The sequence below is a fragment of the Siphonobacter curvatus genome (assembly GCF_002943425.1).
GTDB classification, from domain to species: Bacteria; Bacteroidota; Bacteroidia; order Cytophagales; family Spirosomataceae; genus Siphonobacter; species Siphonobacter curvatus.
Window position 1 is genome coordinate 258,694 of the sequence record NZ_PTRA01000005.1, and the last position, 15,337, is coordinate 274,030.

General features: G+C 45.6%; 18 protein-coding genes. 12 read left to right on the forward strand and 6 right to left on the reverse strand.

Translation table 11 applies throughout. From position 1 onward, the window contains the following. Positions 1 to 342 carry a restriction endonuclease subunit S domain-containing protein gene (locus C5O19_RS21170; protein WP_207766496.1) on the reverse strand — a complete coding sequence of 114 codons (342 nt, stop codon included), beginning with the start codon at positions 340 to 342 and terminating at the stop codon, positions 1 to 3. 167 nt (positions 343 to 509) lie between these two features. On the opposite strand from C5O19_RS21170, the gene C5O19_RS21175 reads away from it, so the two are divergent. From C5O19_RS21175 to C5O19_RS21185, 3 genes are all read left to right on the forward strand, one after another. Further along, positions 510 to 947, forward strand: a complete 438-nt coding sequence (locus C5O19_RS21175) for an outer membrane beta-barrel protein (RefSeq protein ID WP_104715373.1) — start codon at positions 510 to 512, stop codon at positions 945 to 947. Between the two features lie 712 nt (positions 948 to 1,659). Then, positions 1,660 to 1,863, forward strand: coding sequence for a hypothetical protein (locus tag C5O19_RS21180; protein ID WP_133163414.1), 204 nt, complete (start codon positions 1,660 to 1,662; stop codon positions 1,861 to 1,863). Further along, complete coding sequence (locus tag C5O19_RS21185) at positions 1,860 to 2,276, forward strand: hypothetical protein (RefSeq protein ID WP_104715375.1); 417 nt, start codon at positions 1,860 to 1,862, stop codon at positions 2,274 to 2,276. The genes C5O19_RS21180 and C5O19_RS21185 overlap by 4 nt, the downstream gene beginning before the upstream one ends. 132 nt (positions 2,277 to 2,408) lie before the next feature. On the opposite strand, the gene C5O19_RS21190 is transcribed toward C5O19_RS21185, so the two are convergent. Then, positions 2,409 to 2,759: a hypothetical protein gene (locus C5O19_RS21190; RefSeq protein ID WP_104715376.1), complete on the reverse strand. Its 351-nt coding sequence runs from the start codon at positions 2,757 to 2,759 to the stop codon at positions 2,409 to 2,411. An 83-nt stretch (positions 2,760 to 2,842) separates the two neighbouring features. Further along, a complete protein-coding gene (locus C5O19_RS21195; RefSeq protein ID WP_165796086.1) occupies positions 2,843 to 3,250 on the reverse strand; it encodes a helix-turn-helix domain-containing protein in 408 nt (135 codons plus the stop codon). Between the two features lie 89 nt (positions 3,251 to 3,339). Here C5O19_RS21195 and C5O19_RS21200 point away from each other — a divergent pair, with 89 nt between their 5' ends. Next, the gene (locus C5O19_RS21200; protein ID WP_104715378.1) at positions 3,340 to 4,293 is read left to right on the forward strand and encodes a hypothetical protein; all 954 of its coding nucleotides are present in this window, start codon (positions 3,340 to 3,342) and stop codon (positions 4,291 to 4,293) included. On the opposite strand, the gene C5O19_RS21205 is transcribed toward C5O19_RS21200, so the two are convergent. Both C5O19_RS21205 and C5O19_RS21210 read right to left on the reverse strand, forming a co-directional pair. Next, complete coding sequence (locus C5O19_RS21205) at positions 4,290 to 4,889, reverse strand: TraM recognition domain-containing protein (protein WP_104715379.1); 600 nt, start codon at positions 4,887 to 4,889, stop codon at positions 4,290 to 4,292. The genes C5O19_RS21200 and C5O19_RS21205 overlap by 4 nt on opposite strands. Then, positions 4,846 to 5,124, reverse strand: coding sequence for a BfmA/BtgA family mobilization protein (locus tag C5O19_RS21210; protein ID WP_317046521.1), 279 nt, complete (start codon positions 5,122 to 5,124; stop codon positions 4,846 to 4,848). The genes C5O19_RS21205 and C5O19_RS21210 overlap by 44 nt, the downstream gene beginning before the upstream one ends. Before the next feature lie 629 nt (positions 5,125 to 5,753). Here C5O19_RS21210 and C5O19_RS26080 point away from each other — a divergent pair. From C5O19_RS26080 to C5O19_RS21230, 5 genes are all read left to right on the forward strand, one after another. Then, positions 5,754 to 6,074, forward strand: a complete 321-nt coding sequence (locus C5O19_RS26080; RefSeq protein WP_165796087.1) for a hypothetical protein — start codon at positions 5,754 to 5,756, stop codon at positions 6,072 to 6,074. Between the two features lie 142 nt (positions 6,075 to 6,216). Next, entirely contained in the window at positions 6,217 to 7,056 is an 840-nt protein-coding gene (locus C5O19_RS21215) for an SDR family NAD(P)-dependent oxidoreductase (protein ID WP_104715381.1), read from the forward strand. Positions 7,057 to 7,191: 135 nt separating this feature from the next. Beyond that, entirely contained in the window at positions 7,192 to 8,154 is a 963-nt protein-coding gene (locus tag C5O19_RS21220; RefSeq protein WP_104715382.1) for an AraC family transcriptional regulator, read from the forward strand. Positions 8,155 to 8,315: 161 nt separating this feature from the next. Next, on the forward strand, positions 8,316 to 9,101 hold the full coding sequence (locus C5O19_RS21225) for an SDR family NAD(P)-dependent oxidoreductase (protein WP_104715383.1): 786 nt from the start codon (positions 8,316 to 8,318) through the stop codon (positions 9,099 to 9,101). Between the two features lie 47 nt (positions 9,102 to 9,148). Further along, entirely contained in the window at positions 9,149 to 10,066 is a 918-nt protein-coding gene (locus C5O19_RS21230; protein ID WP_104715384.1) for a helix-turn-helix domain-containing protein, read from the forward strand. Between the two features lie 64 nt (positions 10,067 to 10,130). On the opposite strand, the gene C5O19_RS21235 is transcribed toward C5O19_RS21230, so the two are convergent. Next, positions 10,131 to 12,497 carry an ABC transporter permease gene (locus C5O19_RS21235; protein WP_104715385.1) on the reverse strand — a complete coding sequence of 789 codons (2,367 nt, stop codon included), beginning with the start codon at positions 12,495 to 12,497 and terminating at the stop codon, positions 10,131 to 10,133. A 633-nt stretch (positions 12,498 to 13,130) separates the two neighbouring features. On the opposite strand from C5O19_RS21235, the gene C5O19_RS21240 reads away from it, so the two are divergent. From C5O19_RS21240 to C5O19_RS21250, 3 genes are read left to right on the forward strand one after another with little or no spacing between them, the layout of a single operon-like run. Continuing rightward, positions 13,131 to 13,820: an SIP domain-containing protein gene (locus C5O19_RS21240; protein ID WP_104715386.1), complete on the forward strand. Its 690-nt coding sequence runs from the start codon at positions 13,131 to 13,133 to the stop codon at positions 13,818 to 13,820. An 8-nt stretch (positions 13,821 to 13,828) separates the two neighbouring features. Continuing rightward, on the forward strand, positions 13,829 to 14,698 hold the full coding sequence (locus tag C5O19_RS21245) for an AraC family transcriptional regulator (RefSeq protein ID WP_104715387.1): 870 nt from the start codon (positions 13,829 to 13,831) through the stop codon (positions 14,696 to 14,698). A gap of 52 nt (positions 14,699 to 14,750) precedes the next feature. Continuing rightward, positions 14,751 to 15,197, forward strand: coding sequence for a hypothetical protein (locus C5O19_RS21250; protein ID WP_104715388.1), 447 nt, complete (start codon positions 14,751 to 14,753; stop codon positions 15,195 to 15,197). The last annotated feature ends 140 nt before the right edge of the window (positions 15,198 to 15,337 follow it).

Genomic DNA, 15,337 nt, shown 5'->3' on the forward strand with positions numbered 1-15,337 from the left:
TTACCCAGAACGCATTGACATTTTAGTTACCCACTTATTATAGGAAGGTTGTAATGTTTGCTGAAAAATAAAATAAAGAATATTACCCTGCAAAGATAATCGAATTAGAAATCCTGCAAAATAAACTTTACCGTCTTTGGAATTATATAGATAAGATTTAACAACACTAGTGCGAGCAAATAGCAAATCTCCTTCTTTCAAAGGATATTTATCATCCAATTCACAATCTGGAGAAGTTATACCATTATTTATAAAAGGTCTGAAATTATCATTAATATCCATAATTCTAATATACTTGTTCTCTCCATCAAATTCTTTAGAAGCGGCATTAAGACTATACATGATATTACTTGCGATCCCCCTCAACTTCTTCAACTCCCAATTCGGATAATCATTCCCTTTTTCATCTTTATGGCTAAGGAGTTGCTACATAACGCCCTTTTTTATATTACTGCTTATCTTTTTTTCTTTCAAGAGAACAGGAAAATTCCTTTCGGGCTAATCAACACATGAAGAGTAGCTATTGGGGCATACAGGGGCCTATTGGGGCAACTTCCATTAACCAAAGTATCAGCCCTTTTAAAACTGGTGTTGGCTTTAAAGCTGGACTGACAAACATCTATTCGTTAAATTCATTTATTGATGCTGGAGTAAGCTTGACATATTCTTCGTATGCAGATAATAAAACTGACTCAGGTATTGACCCATTAAATAATCAAACTATAATATTTTGGAGGTTGGAATACAGATTAAAGATGTTGGAGCTTAAACCCTTTATACAAGTATCATTATTAGAAAGACCTTCATTTAAACCATTTGTTTCTATAGGCTTATCCACGGGTTATATTCTTGGTGTTTCTAGACATATCTACACTAATACTCAAGGCGGAGATTTTGTAGAAAATGCTAGGAATCGGTTTAAAAAACTTAATTGGGGGGGGGGGTGAGCTTTGCCTGGGCAACAAGATTCTTTTATCCGACAGCGACTATTTTACAATTAAGGTAAGTTATGAAAAAAGCTTTTCCAAAAGAAATTTAACTAACCCAGATTACGCAGATTCCTGGAAAAATCAAGCCTTGTAATTAAGTTTATTTATTCCCATTAATTTTTTAATAAATTCATTATAGATAATTGATTTGTATTTAAGAATAAAAATATTTTGAGTATTACAGCATAAAATTTGTTATGACTATGCATTTTCCAATTAATGCAAACTATTTCAACTAAGTCAGTTATAGCTTGTTAGATATTATTTATTATCTTTCTGTACCAGCATAAGTTAATCTTTGTTTATAATTATATTGCTAAATAGAGGTATTTTATAGGATCAATGAATTCTATAAAATACCTCTATTCCTTTCTAACCAACAGAATTAAGTCAAATACCTGTTCCGTCCGAAACCCATACGGCTGCTCTACCTTCTTTCAGTATTCTGATAAGCTTGAGCCCCTCCCGGATTATGAGACAGGTCTGAATTAGAGTTTCCGGTGTTCCTGAGCCCCTGTGTTGAGTCAGATCGGCTTCCACGCCCCGGACCTTGTGTGGTAAGACATCGATGTACGTCCGTTACGATACTTGCTTTACTACATTTGATTACTCTACCTACTACGAACTTAAAGAACTTCCTTGGTGTATCTTTGTAGAAAAGACCGAATCCATGAAAGACGAGATCATACTTAAAGTGGGCGAAATGGTCAAAAGTCCCAGTTCCATGGATGAACAGGAACGTACCATTTGGCAACAACAGATCGCTCAAAAGGCTAAAGAGTATTTGTTTTCTATTGGCCAGCCCTTAGTCTACGAGCGTGATGGCCATATTGTAGCCGAACATCAGGACGGCCGAATTATGATCATCCGATGATCATGTATTTAATTGCGGGGCCTCCCGGCATTGGAAAGAGTACGAATGGGAAAGCTTTTATTCCAGCGGGCGTTCCCATTATTGATCACGATCTCGCCGCGTATCAATATAAAAAACGTGGTTTTACGGATTCTCAGGATGCAGCATCCCTAGCCAGTAACCAGCGAGTTCAATCGTTTCTGGCTCTTCAACAGGATTTTGCTCTTGAGCTAAATCTGGGTTTTGCATCACATTATGGTTTCTTGAAATCCCTAGCCCGCTATAACCCATCAAACCGTATCCATCTGGTACTATTTTTCACGGATGATGCGAACTTGTGCCTGGACCGTGCGGCCATACGTTTTCTGAATGGAGGGCATGAGGTAAAAGCTGAAGCATTAAGGAAATGTATAAGAACACACTACCACTTCTAATAGAGCATAGAAGCTTATTTCATGAAATGCGATTAGTCGATGTAACCTATAACTCGGTCACTGAGCTAACCTCTCTCCATAAAAACATACCTCAATGGGTTACTAATAATCATCTTTTATAAATCTCACCTCCTATAACCGAGGTCCTCTTTTAAACACTAGCGCTTGCTTTTTCTCTTCGGCCAGTTGATTCTTTTCGAGCTGCTTTTTTAGATCAGCGGTTTTGAAGTTGACATCCTGCCCTTTATAGGCAAAGCCCTGTGCTCGAAACGAGATACCAGACACCCCATTCTTGTTTTCCATGAGCTTGACCTCAATCCCTTTCTTTTCAAGCTCCTCTTTCAGCTCTGCAAAGCTTTTCACTTTCGTTGTACGTAAAGCAAGCTTAATCGATTCATGAATGAATTGTTGGGCAGCATTCGCTTCTGGGCTTCGCTCTTTATCGCTGGTATTGTTCTGGGCGATGCCAGGCAACTTATGCAACCTTCATCTTTTTTATGCCTAGCTTCTTTTCACTGGAGCAAGGGTAAGTTTTCTGCCTGAAGAAAACTCTTCAAGCCCTACTTTTAGTCATGCCCCTTCAGCACTTCGCGCAATAGAGCTACTTTCTCTTTCTCTGACTCTAACAGTCGCTCATACAGCTTTTTGTTCTCATCCATGACCTCTATGAGCTTGTCCAAAGGGTTAAAGTTAACTTGATGTCCTATGATAGCCCCTTGATTATTCGACCCCTCATAATTATGTTGAATATTATAGATAGCCGTTTCTTCATCAAAGTTCTTGATGGCTTCGGCGGGTACTTTTAACACCTGAGCAATTTGCTCCAGCAGTTCCTGCTCAATGACTTCCTTCTGCTCTAAAAGTGAGACCCGCTTCTGGGTCCACTCCTCACCCAGCTCATAGGCCAGGCCCTCCTGCTTGAGGCCGAGCATCTCCCGAAACCGCTTGACATTTCTTCCGTGGTGAATGGGCATGTGACTTTTCGTTGGTTGCATGGCAAAGGTAGCTATAGTGGGTGAAAGACTTCCAAGTAGCTAAATTACGCATTCTCTGCTTCTAAACTATGCCAGTAGAGGATAGTTTAGAAACGCCCGCCGGTCCAATTTCACTGCATGGTTTTACTGAATTGCTTTCTGCCATGCGAAAAACGACCTATATCGATTCAGATGCTCTACCCGTCTGGCTGGATGAAACGGAAAAACAGGATCCCAGGGGCTTTTTGGAAAGCTTCTGGGGCGGCTATGAGATCCCCGAATGCCGCTTTCTGCTTTGGGAGCTCCTCTCCGGCGCTTTGAAGGGCAACGTCGATGGCTATCATTGCCAGGCACCGGCTTCTACCCTGGTTTACTTTTTTGAGCAGCTGTGCTGCCATTTAGAAGCTAGTCACCTGCTCTTTGCTGAGAAGGCCTCAGCCAAGGGTAATCAGCCTAATGGAAGTGCGTCGCTAATGGAACCTAGCCTTGAGCAACCGAGTACCACTCCTCTTTCACCCGCCATTCATCACCCCGCCTTTGAGGACTTCTTTGATTTAAATTACGTAGCCGACCTAAGAGCAGAGCTGGAAGATTGGCTCGCTACGGCCATGGCTACGGAGGAGGTCTGTGAGCGGCCCGCTAATCTGCTCTTTCTGCACGATCAGATGCTCGCCTTCACCAAGGCCGCCTTTGAGCTGTATGAAGCGCAGGGTTTAGAAGCAGAGCTTCTTCCCTCTCCCACCCTAAACGTGTCCTCTGCACTGGCTGTAATCGAAACTCGTCTCAAGCAGGTAGAAGACTTTCCGCTGCATTTAAGTCCGGCCGAATGGCAGAATCCCCTGCTGGTCATCAAAGAATGTTGTGAACGCTTTGATTTAGAAGAGTGGCAAATATTGCTGCACGATCTTTTGCGGGCGGCACTAGCTAAAGAAAGCTTTTCGACCATCGTAGAGCCCGAGCTGATTCTGCCTTTCACGCAGCAGCTCACCCGGCTTTTGGAAGCTTGCTACCTTTTGTTTATAAGTCAGGATAACGCGGTTTAAAAGTCTAGGCCTTCGCTTTCCGATGAATCCGTTGGCTTTACCTTCAAGGGTGCTTGAGTAGGGTTTAGCCCGGCCGGATCTATCCTGACCGGGTCTCGCCTGACCGGGTCTTCCTTCTTCTCTAACAACGCTTTTACTTCCCTTCGAATGCGACTAAAGTTTGCCTTTATCAACGTAGCATCCACCTTTCTAAACGCTGGAAGGGGCACGCACTCTCCTCTACTTTGCACGCGGATTTTGGCTTTAAAGCTGCTCATACTCGATTCCACCAGCTGGCCTAAAAACTCGCCCGTCTCCAGACTCAGCACTTGTTGCAGCGTCACCCGGCTGCGCTCGTGCAGACGCTGCGTCTTGGAAACGGAGGTTTTGTCTCTGGACTTACGCTCACTCACCGACTCAGACTTGACGTAGGCTTTTCCCCAGAGATTCACCACGTACTGAGCCGTCGGATAACTGGCCACTCTTCCAAAAAACTGATTGTTTAGAGTGGCCAAAAGGGCATTCTTTTTGGCCGTTCCGTAGAGGTCCTTGATCTGACTTATATCCTGGGCCTCAAAGATGGTCGCGACCTTTACCCAGATCCTCTGCTTCATCATCAAACGCGTAGAACTTTTTAGTGATTAGCACCAGCTCGCCTTTGATGCGGCGCAGCTGCTCTTTTTCCTGCTGCTTAATCAAGCTAATCAGCCGCCGATCCAGGCCCTTGATGGCATCAGTGGGATTTCCCGCCTGCGGCTCCCGGGTGTCGACATCATTGACTTTGAAGTAGTGGATCATGATTTCCAACAGCGCTTTATGATAGAGTTTATAGCTAGGAGTTAACCTTTCAATGTCTTTAAAGCAGCCTCGCTAATAGTAATATGTTTGACTTTTTCTTCGACCATCATTAAGAATAAATTAAGATTAGAACACTGATTATCAATGACTTAACCCTGCTTGTTAAGTTTCACTTAATTTTCGATTTTTAAATAAGAAATATAAATGTCTGATAATCATATAATTATCTCTATAAAGCAAGCTGTATGACGCCCAAGCGGCATTACGGCTTGCTAGTAGAAAAAAGCCTTTGTAGCACTTAGATATTCCCTACCCGACTCGGAGCATCAGGCGCCTCAAAACGATTACATCCCAGCGTTGTTTGGATCTAATTTAACGGACCTCGCAAATAAGGAATCAGGTCTTCCAGGAGTTGATTCCAATCCTCGGAAAAAGGAAGTCCTAAACTCGTATAGCGACAATCATAAGCCTTGCATGTACTACTAAACAAATTTCAGCTTACACTCGTATACGTGCCGCAACTACTCATGGGATCTATCTTTAATTCTTGCCATTCGGGTGCTTCGTTCTAACAACCGACCCTCCTTTCTTTCCCGGATTACCTCCTGCGTTCTAGGGACCAAATACTTGGTTACATTCTCTTTAGCCTCTGCCTACACTTCTTTTACAAAGGACGGTAATCCTTGATTATAAGCATCAAAGGCAGCCTTGTAATCGCCATTATTTTTCTCAAGGACATCCGCCAGAGCTCCGCCGCCGACCATGGCTATCGTTCCGCCATTTCCCGTCGCTGGCGAAGCACAATACGCCGCATTTTTGACCGTGAATCGTTCAATAGCCTCTCACAACCTAATTCATGGGCCATTGGAGTTACAGGAATAGCGGTTGATTTTCTCGGCATGGCTAAAAATTTGACCTTTAAAAGTAGCGGCTACGCAGTTATATTATCCATTGCTACCTCTCTAAGCGTATTTCTTCTCCGCTACCCTGGCTTAGGTCTATAGCCTAAGCTTTTGCCCCTAAACCGCAGACCTGATTTCATAGACGGGAGTGAATCTTTGAAACTAACAAATACTGCTTTCTTTGGAACAAACCCCGGCCTGCTGAACCATGCCAACTTTGTATCACACAAAAACAAAGAAAATCATGGCAACAAAAAAAGTATGGTTCGTTACCGGAGCCTCGAAAGGATTAGGATTGGCCTTGGTAAAACGCCTGTTGACTGAAGGATATACAGTAGCAGCCACGTCACGCGATGCCCGGGCTTTGCAAGTAGAAGTAGGCTTTACGGGTGATGCGTTTCTGCCCCTCCAGGTCGATTTGAATGATAGCCAGGCTATGGCGGATACGATTCGGCAGATTGTTAGCCAGTTCGGTACCATCGACGTAGTCGTCAACAACGCCGGTTACGGTCAGTTGGGAACCCTGGAGGAACTGAGTGACCAAGAGTCTCGGGCGAACTTTGATGTAAATGTATTCGGAACTCTGAACGTGATCCGCCACGTGATGCCGCTCTTCCGCGAAAAGAAGTCTGGCTCAATCTTCAACATCTCTTCCATTGCGGGCTTTATGGGTACTTTCCCGGGATGGGGCATTTATAACGCTACTAAGTTTGCGGTGGTCGGCTTAACCGAAGCCTTATCCGCCGAAACCAAATCCATGGGGATCTCCGCAACGGTCGTATACCCCGGTTACTTTAAAACAAACTTCCTGCTACAAGGATCCCTGCGTACGGCGGCTCATCCGATCGCCGACTACACGGAAGCACGCGAGTTGGAAATCGTTCATAACGAGCACATCATTGGCAACCAACCCGGTGACCCTGAAAAAGCGGCCGCGGCCTTTATCCAGGTGGCAGAACTGGAAACCAAGCCACTCCATCTGTTTCTCGGTTCCGATGCCTTCGCCATGGCTCATAGTAAGATCGAGATGCTGCAAAATGATTTGAAAACCTTTGAACGCGTGAGCAAGTCCACTGATTTTTAAATGGCCCTGTCGCTAGCCACCTGATCATGCAGTCGGGTGGCTAGTTTTTACCGATTCATGCCCATTTTTGTAAAGGTGATTCCGCTCAGCCCAAGCGAGCGGATTATTGTTATGTGCTCTAGACCATTAGTGTATATGGAAAATATCGGTATACCCCGGATTGAACTGGAAACGTTCGCAGCTGAAGAGTACAAAGTCCCCTTGCTGAAAGTGGAGCATTATCCGGTTCATTCCAGTCATTTCATCGTTGAAAACCGTAATGCGTATCCGGTCAAGGATTACATCTCTCCGCACCGCAGAAAATTTTACAAGATTTTCCATATGACTTCGGGTACGGGTATTCTTACCATTGGACTGCATCGCTATGAAATGGGGCCCCATGAAATCGCCTTTGTACATCCTGACGAAATCATGTCCTGGCAAACGACCTCGGAAGAAACCGGTGGTCATTTCTGCTTAATTCATCCGCACTATTTCGGCCCCGATGCAGAGCATGTGTTGCAGCTATTGAGACAGTTTCCCTATTTCCAAGCCGACCAGGCCGTTATTCAGTTAGAAGATCGTCAATCACTGGTAATTGATGGGTGTTTTGCTACCATGCTTAGCGAAGAGCGGGGCAAGGCGGAAGATAAAAAGCAGGCCATTGTATTACAATTACAGCTTGTGTTACTAGAAAGTAAACGGGCCGGAAAGAACAGCATCCAAAAACCCGTTTCTGAAAACTACGGCTACATTTATCGCTTCTTATCCCTACTGGAATCTTCCTTTCGGGTACAGGCCCCTGACGATTCCATAAAGCTGAAAACCGCCGCCGAGTTCGCGGACCAATTACACGTTCACCCCAACTATTTAAATGCTCTGATTAAAAATCATACGGGCAAAACGTTGCGGGAACACATCCAGGATCGCCTGTTGCACGAAGCAAAGTCCCTGCTGGTACAAACCGATTGGGATATCAATAAAATCAGCGACGGGCTGGGCTTCTCGGGGCAGTCGGCCTTTACTGCCTTTTTCCGAAAAAAGGTTAATGTGTCCCCTTCGTTGTTTCGAAAAAACAGTTCGTTGGCGAATCAATCCATCCTCCAACACATGGCTTAGCAAGAGTTGGGTTATTTACTATAAAGATGGGATTGCCTTGTCAATCCATTGGCCTATAAGGTATCCGTAACATCCTCGATTCAGCTACAAAGAGTCTGACTTTGGCTACAAACCCTAGCACGAGAACCCTGAGCTTTGCTGCATCACTTAATTCGTATCTAATGCATCAATCAGCTATCGCTCATTCGCACGTACCCAGTCAATCAAAAATTGCACTCGTAACCGGGGCCAATCAAGGCGTAGGTTTTCAAATCGCAAAAGCACTGTCCGATAACGGCTACATGGTTTACGTAGGTTCACGAAACTGGGGAAATGGTCAAAAAGCCGCGCAAGACATCGGAGGCCGGGCACAAGCGATTCAGTTAGACGTCACCGTCCCCTCGTCTATAGAGGCCGCTGTAGCCCAGGTGGAAAAGGAATTTGGACGTCTTGATCTTTTGGTAAATAACGCTGCCATCTCCCACGCCGGGAAACCCGGCCGTACGCTTGAAGCGGTTATGCAGGCAAACCGGGCCAGTGTAGCTTCGCTGGAGGAAATGCGTAACGTTTGGGAAACCAACGTTTTTGGTGTCCTGGCGGTTACGCAAGCCTTTTTACCGCTCCTGCGTCAATCGTCAGCTGCCCGTATTGTCAATGTCTCGAGTGCTCTGGGTTCGTTAACCCTGAATTCGGATCCATCCTGGCCTTTTTACGGATCATTTGAAGTCATATACGGAGCTTCCAAAACTGCCCTGAATGCCATTACGTTAGCCCTCGCTCTTGAATTGAAAGAGGCAAACATCAACGTTCGTGCGGTCAGTCCGGGCTTTACAGCCACGGCCCTTAATAATTTTCAGGGCACGGATACGGTGGAAGAAGGATCGCGTGAGCCCGTACGGGTCGCCCTGGATGAGGACGGACATTCCGGCCAGTTCACGGGTCCTGGTGAGGTCATTATACCTTGGTAAGAACCCTTATTACCCTTACGGTCTAAGGGGCCGTAAGGACTATGCCTATGAAAAACGACGAAAAGCTCATTCGGATCAACTCTATATCGGAAGTACACCAGATTTTTGGACTGCCCAAGCCGCAACATCCGCTGATTAGTGTAATGAATTTTACGCTCGGTGATAGCCCTGATCTTACGAAACTACCGGCTTACGATGTACTGAATTTCTATAAGGTGACCTTCATTACCAAATTAAGCGGCCAGCTGCGGTATGGTCAGGGTCATTACGACTATGACGAGGGCAGTATGCTCTTTGTGGCTCCGAATCAGTTGGTCGGTAGCGGCAATTACGCGGAAAATTCCGAGGGTTATATCCTGCTCATCCATCCCGACTTTTTTCTCGGTTATCCCTTGGCCCATAAGGTTAAGCAATACGGCTACTTCTCCTATACGGCCAATGAAGCCCTTCATTTATCAGACAGCGAAAGAGAAATTATTCTATCTGTTTATCAAATCATTGAAAAAGAACTACAGGGCCGAATTGATGAATTTAGTCAGGATATCGTCATCGCCCAGATTGAACTGCTGCTCAGTTACGCTAACCGCTTTTACAGAAGGCAGTTTATTACTCGTAAATCGGTCAACCATGACGTACTGCAACGCGTAGAAACAATTCTGGATGAGTATTTTGAAAAGGGATTACCCTTACACCAGGGCATCCCTACGGTTCAGTTTCTGTCCGAACACCTGCATATTTCACCTGGCTATCTGAGTGATCTACTACGTTCGTTGATTGGCCAAAACGCCCAACAGTATATTCGCTATAAGCTGATCGAAAAAGCGAAAGAGAAACTTTCTACTACGCAGCTAAACGTCAGTGAGATTGCCTACGAACTGGGCTTCGAGCATTCTCAGTCTTTCAGTAAACTTTTTAAAAGTAAGACCAACCTTTCTCCACTGGAATTCAGGGCCACGTTCAACTAAGGTAGGAGAATCTACCCAGAAGGATTAAACGGCGGAATTCAATCGTATCCGATCCGCAATCCGACTACTCACTTTTTAGGGTTTTAACCGGATTCAAACGAGCCGCTTTCATTGCTTGAATACTAACCGTGAGTAAGGCTACCACCAGGGCGAATAAACCCGCTCCGAGAAAAATCCAGCCCGATAATTCGATGCGATACGCAAAGCCTTCAAGCCATTGATTCATACTATATCCGGCGATTGGAGCGGCTACTACACCAGCTAATAAAACCAAGGTTAACAGATCTTTTGAAAGCAGGGCGACAATTCCCGCCGTGGACGCTCCCAGTACTTTGCGAATGCCAATTTCCTTGGTTCGCTGCTCTGCCATAAAGGCGGCCAGTCCAAAAAGTCCTAAGCAGGCAATGACGATGGCTAGACCCGCAAAGAGGTTAGCCAATACGCCTATTACCCGTTCCTTCTGGTATAATTGCTCATAATCTGCCTCCGCAAATTGGTAATTGAAAGGGTACTCTGGATTAAACCGTTGATAGGTGGTGCGTAGTTGAGCAAGTGCGGTTTCAGTAGCACCGGGCTGCGTCCGAATCATGATGGTTTGCTCGGAAGCCTCTGTATTAAGCCGAATAATTAGCGGCTCTATGGCTTTATGCAAAGACCCAAAGTGGAAATCTTTCACAACACCAATAATCTTACCGGGCTTATTCCAAACGGTTAAATCCTGACCCAGCGGATCCTGATAAGGTAAACGCTGGGCGGCGGCTTCATTAATCAAATAATGGGTTGAATCCGTGGCCAAAGCGGATGAAAAATCATGCCCCTTGACCTGTAGCTTCAATGTTTTTACCAAATCATACCCCACGGACTGAATTTGAAAGTCCGTATTTTGATCAGCCGCTTTACCCTTCCAATGAACGCTGTTGGTGCTATTACCAAAATCAGATAAGCGATCATTGACTCGCGTAACACTCAAAATAGCAGGCTGACGCAAAAGCTCCTGCTTAAAGGTTTCGTACTTGGAGGCTACCGCTCCTTCCGCTGTTACATAAATCAAATTGTCTTTCTCATAGCCCAGATTCTTGGTCTTCATATAATCAAGCTGCTGATACACGACCACGGTACCAATCATCAAAAGAATGGATAGGGTGAATTGAAAAATGACTAAACCCTGCCGAAACGTGAGGCCTCGTCCCGTCAAACGGAAGGCACTTTTGAGTACTCGGCTTGGTTGCAAAGAAGATAAATAGAGGGCAGGGTAACTTCCTGAGATCAAGCCTACGAATGCCCAAAGCCCAATTAATGCCATCCAGAAAGTCGGGCTGGTTAATGGCAACTCTATCTGTTTTCCGGTCAACGTATTAAAGGCCGGCAAAACCAGGGAAGCAAGTTCAAGAGCTAATACCAAGGCTGGTAACGCCAATATTAGAGCTTCGCTCAGAAATTGTCCCACTAGCTCGCTTTGACTGGCCCCCATTACCTTTCTTACGCCAACTTCTTTCGCTCGTTTTATGGAGCGAGCCGTAGCTAAATTCATAAAATTAATGCAGGCAATCAGCAGGAGAAAGAGGGCCACTACGCTGAATAATCGTACGTACTGAATTCGGCCTCCCTTGGCATAACCACTGGACAGATCTGAGTACAGATACGCCTTTGATTCCGGCTGCAAAAATAATTCCGTACTAAAACCCGATCCGATTCCTGGGTGTTTACCCTTCAAAAACGATTTAATCTTTGTCTCAAAAGCAGCCGGATTCGTTCCAGGCTTGAGTAGAATACGCGTCTGAGGGCTACTCGTTCCCCATTCCTTTGCCCAGGCCGTTCGATTCATAAAATCAGACCAGCTTACTAAAAAATCATACGTGTCTTCTGCGGAATCATGACTCTTTTCAAATACTGCGGAGACCTGATAATCCCTTTGATGATCGAGTAGTACCCTTTTACCCAACGCTTGAGTAACGCCTCCGAATAAGGTTTGAGCCATTGCTTGAGAAATAGCAATACTATTGGGAGCCTGAAGAGCCGTAGCTGGATTACCGGCTAGCAGTGGGGTATCATACATGCGAAACCAGTCGACGCCGGCTGATCTACCCAGTAAACGCACCGTTTTTTCATCAAACTGTACCAAGTGCGGCTCCTCCCAGGTCAAGCCCGCTGCGTATACGACCTCGGGAAATTGTTGCTTAAGCTCAGCAGGGAGTAATGCAGGGGTTCCGGCAGCGGCACTGATTTCACCATTACGATCATGACGCTCGTAAACACGGTACAAATGAGAAGCGTTTTTATAGTGCTTGCCGATGCTGCATTCATCTTGTACCCATAAGTAGATGAGCAGACTACTAGCCATCCCCAAAGTCAGACCAATCACGTTAATAATTGAAAAGACCCTATTTCGGCTTAGGGTTCGTTTGGCAATTTTAAAATGGTTAACCAACATAGAGGTCGTAGTTTAAAACTTCGCAAGAGGACGCTTTTCAATCAAACCAATCAAACGAGTTGCCTCTACTTGCTGAAGCGTAGTACCGGAAAAGACTTCGCACGGATGAGGCACCTTTGTAAAGAATACGTTTAAAACTATGCCCACTAGCACAGTCAAATATAATCTACTGATAACCAATAACTAAAATACCTAAGATGTTCAAAAACGTACAATTCCTGTTCACTTTTGAACATCTTAGGTATTTTAGTTTCGCCCGTACCATCCCGCTCTGCATAGCCATGAACGCTATGGATAAGGTCAGGTACGCGAGCAGATAAGCACTATCATCAGAACCGATAGTGATCCGTGTACCACGATCTTTCTACCCTTTTACACCAATTTTGATCATTTTATTGAATGGCCTTCCTAACAAGGTGATCAAAACTCATGCGATCGCGTGCCCCTGACTTTAAAATAAGCCCGTACTGAAAAGTAGTACATCCGACAGCAGATCCACGACTGAAGGTTTCTTAGACCAGGGTTGCAATTCCGTTCTGCTCTCATTTACCGCCATTTGTCCACCTATCCCCGTTCTTTGTTAGACAAAAGGCAGTTGATGGGCTCGTAGTTTTGCCAACAAATCAATCAACTATGGCCAATCTTCTTAAAAAAGCGGCGTCGGGTTTAATGGAAAGAATGCTTACTCCGGCTCAGGTAGTTAGCGTCCGGGCCTGGCAACCATCCACCTTGCACGAAATTGTCATTCATACCCCAACCGTTGCCATGGAAAAGTGGGAAAGTATCAAACGTTTCAAGTGTCAGGTAGAAACACTTACGTACCGCGATTATACGCCCGCCGAATGGGACGTTGACACCCGGCAATGTACCTTCTACATCGAAACGGGGCACGCGGGGGCTGGCAGTCGCTGGGCCCGGCAACTCAAAGCGGGTGATACCATTTTGCTGGGCCTCGCTCATGCGGCTCCTTTGCCCGAAAAGCCGGGGAAAATCCTTTGTCTGGGGGACGCCAGTGCCTTGGGTCACTTTTTGAGCTTGCGACAACTCACAAACCGGGAACATTATCCCATGCAAGGTTGCGTTCTGCTCACGGATGATTACGCGTTTCCGGCCTCCTGGCAGTACCCCGAGTTTGAGTTTAAAGTAAAAAGTCACGGCAATGGACAGGCGGAGCTGGAACCATGGCTTCAAACGCAGTCGTTACAAGTGTATACTAGCATTTATATTGCCGGAAATATCCCGCTGGTACAAGGCCTGCGAAAAAAACTAAAAACCATGCCGGACGTGCACGCTAAAATTTATGCACTCGGCTTTTGGTCCTGACTACAGCCATGACCCAGGAAACCATAGCCCTTTACTCGCTCATTGAAAGCCTATCGGGCATTGAGATTCAGTCGTTTTCTTTTGATGAAATCGAGGTACTTGACCAGGATCGAAGCATGCTTCCTCATCGCCATGATCACTACTGCTGTTTTTTGCTGGAACGGGGGGCGGTTAATTTTAGCATTGATTTTCAGCAGATGGAAGTCGGTACATCGAGTCTGTTAATCTCCTGTCCCGGACAAGTCCACCAGTTGGGTTTTGCCCGGCAGGCTCACGGCTGGATGCTGGCCTGCGATGCGGCTCTGATTGATCCCAAAGCCCGCACCGTGATTGATCAGGCTTTTTCCCGAATCGTACTCATGCGTCTGGACGCGTCCAGCCTGGATTGGTTCATTCACCTGTTTAAGCTCATTCATACGCGGGTCCATGCCGGGCAGCCCGAGCGTTTTCAGGTTCAGCTGTTGCAGCACTTGCTGAATGCCTTTTTTTATCAGGCCGCTCATCTCTTTCAGATCCAGGAAGAGCAACGCATTCAGCAGCATACCCTGCGAAGCGTTGACCTATCGAAGAAATTTCAGCAACTGGTGAAAGTCCATTTTCTGAACCTGAAAAGACCCGCGGATTACGCCGCGATGCTCAACATTACGGTGAGTTACTTAAACGATACGGTAAAATCGGTTACGGGTTTTCCTTCGACGTATTTTATTCAGCAGGAGGTAATCCAGGAGGCTCAACGACAGCTTTTCTACACGACCCAAAGCGTCAAGGAAATTGCTTATGGCCTGGGTTACGAAGACGGGAAGTATTTCACCCGTTTGTTTAGCAAGCTCGTTGGGAAGTCCCCCACGGATTTCCGAAAACTACACGTTTCCGAGTAAGCCTCTCGGTAAGAGACACCCCGATTTATAGCAGTAACAGACCCACTTAGTTATGAAATTTCTAATCATCGGAGACACCCAGGCGGAAGATTCGCTAACGTTTGATGTAGCGGATTATCTATGGAATAAGGGTAATGAAATTTATTTACAAAGTTTAGATGCCGACCAGTCTGACGCGGAAACACCGGGGTTAAAAATTTCGGATGCTATTGTGATCGTTCAGCCCGCGTTAGCTACCGTAAGCTCAGCCTATTCATTCCTTACCCCGGACCTCCTTAAAGGCAACGACACCCTTGCGTCCCGTACCGAAGACCGGTTATCGATTCGACAGCTACTTCACCAGCAAAAACTGGTTTTTCTCTTTTTGCAGGACGGTATTTCCTCGAATCTCCGGTCTGATGTATCCCGGATTCATAAAATCTTCACGTACCCAGAATTAAACCAAACCGCCCTTTTTCAATTTTTTGCCTGGTGTAAAACGCTTGGCCTTTTTGCTTAAATACCTGACTTACGATCTGTCCGATCGGACTCAAGTTTAAAAGAGTAGCTTGAATAGGGGGGCGGACTATCCAATTCCTTCCTGTTCATTTTGAATCGAAATAAAGCTTCCACCCGAGTGAATGAAACCTTCACCTGTAC

Excerpts from the sequence above, each read along its gene's own strand:
- C5O19_RS21240 (WP_104715386.1), top strand. The coding sequence starts at position 13,131 with ATGGCCAATCTTCTTAAAAAAGCGGCGTCGGGTTTAATGGAAAGAATG.
- C5O19_RS21205 (WP_104715379.1), bottom strand. The coding sequence starts at position 4,889 with ATGATGAAGCAGAGGATCTGGGTAAAGGTCGCGACCATCTTTGAGGCC.
- C5O19_RS21245 (WP_104715387.1), top strand. The coding sequence starts at position 13,829 with ATGACCCAGGAAACCATAGCCCTTTACTCGCTCATTGAAAGCCTATCG.
- C5O19_RS21235 (WP_104715385.1), bottom strand. The coding sequence starts at position 12,497 with ATGTTGGTTAACCATTTTAAAATTGCCAAACGAACCCTAAGCCGAAAT.
- C5O19_RS21175 (WP_104715373.1), top strand. The coding sequence starts at position 510 with ATGAAGAGTAGCTATTGGGGCATACAGGGGCCTATTGGGGCAACTTCC.
- C5O19_RS21185 (WP_104715375.1), top strand. The coding sequence starts at position 1,860 with ATGATCATGTATTTAATTGCGGGGCCTCCCGGCATTGGAAAGAGTACG.
- C5O19_RS21225 (WP_104715383.1), top strand. The coding sequence starts at position 8,316 with ATGCATCAATCAGCTATCGCTCATTCGCACGTACCCAGTCAATCAAAA.
- C5O19_RS21220 (WP_104715382.1), top strand. The coding sequence starts at position 7,192 with ATGGAAAATATCGGTATACCCCGGATTGAACTGGAAACGTTCGCAGCT.
- C5O19_RS21195 (WP_165796086.1), bottom strand. The coding sequence starts at position 3,250 with ATGCCCATTCACCACGGAAGAAATGTCAAGCGGTTTCGGGAGATGCTC.
- C5O19_RS21250 (WP_104715388.1), top strand. The coding sequence starts at position 14,751 with ATGAAATTTCTAATCATCGGAGACACCCAGGCGGAAGATTCGCTAACG.
- C5O19_RS21180 (WP_133163414.1), top strand. The coding sequence starts at position 1,660 with ATGAAAGACGAGATCATACTTAAAGTGGGCGAAATGGTCAAAAGTCCC.
- C5O19_RS21200 (WP_104715378.1), top strand. The coding sequence starts at position 3,340 with ATGCCAGTAGAGGATAGTTTAGAAACGCCCGCCGGTCCAATTTCACTG.
- C5O19_RS21170 (WP_207766496.1), bottom strand. The coding sequence starts at position 342 with ATGTATAGTCTTAATGCCGCTTCTAAAGAATTTGATGGAGAGAACAAG.
- C5O19_RS21215 (WP_104715381.1), top strand. The coding sequence starts at position 6,217 with ATGGCAACAAAAAAAGTATGGTTCGTTACCGGAGCCTCGAAAGGATTA.
- C5O19_RS21230 (WP_104715384.1), top strand. The coding sequence starts at position 9,149 with ATGAAAAACGACGAAAAGCTCATTCGGATCAACTCTATATCGGAAGTA.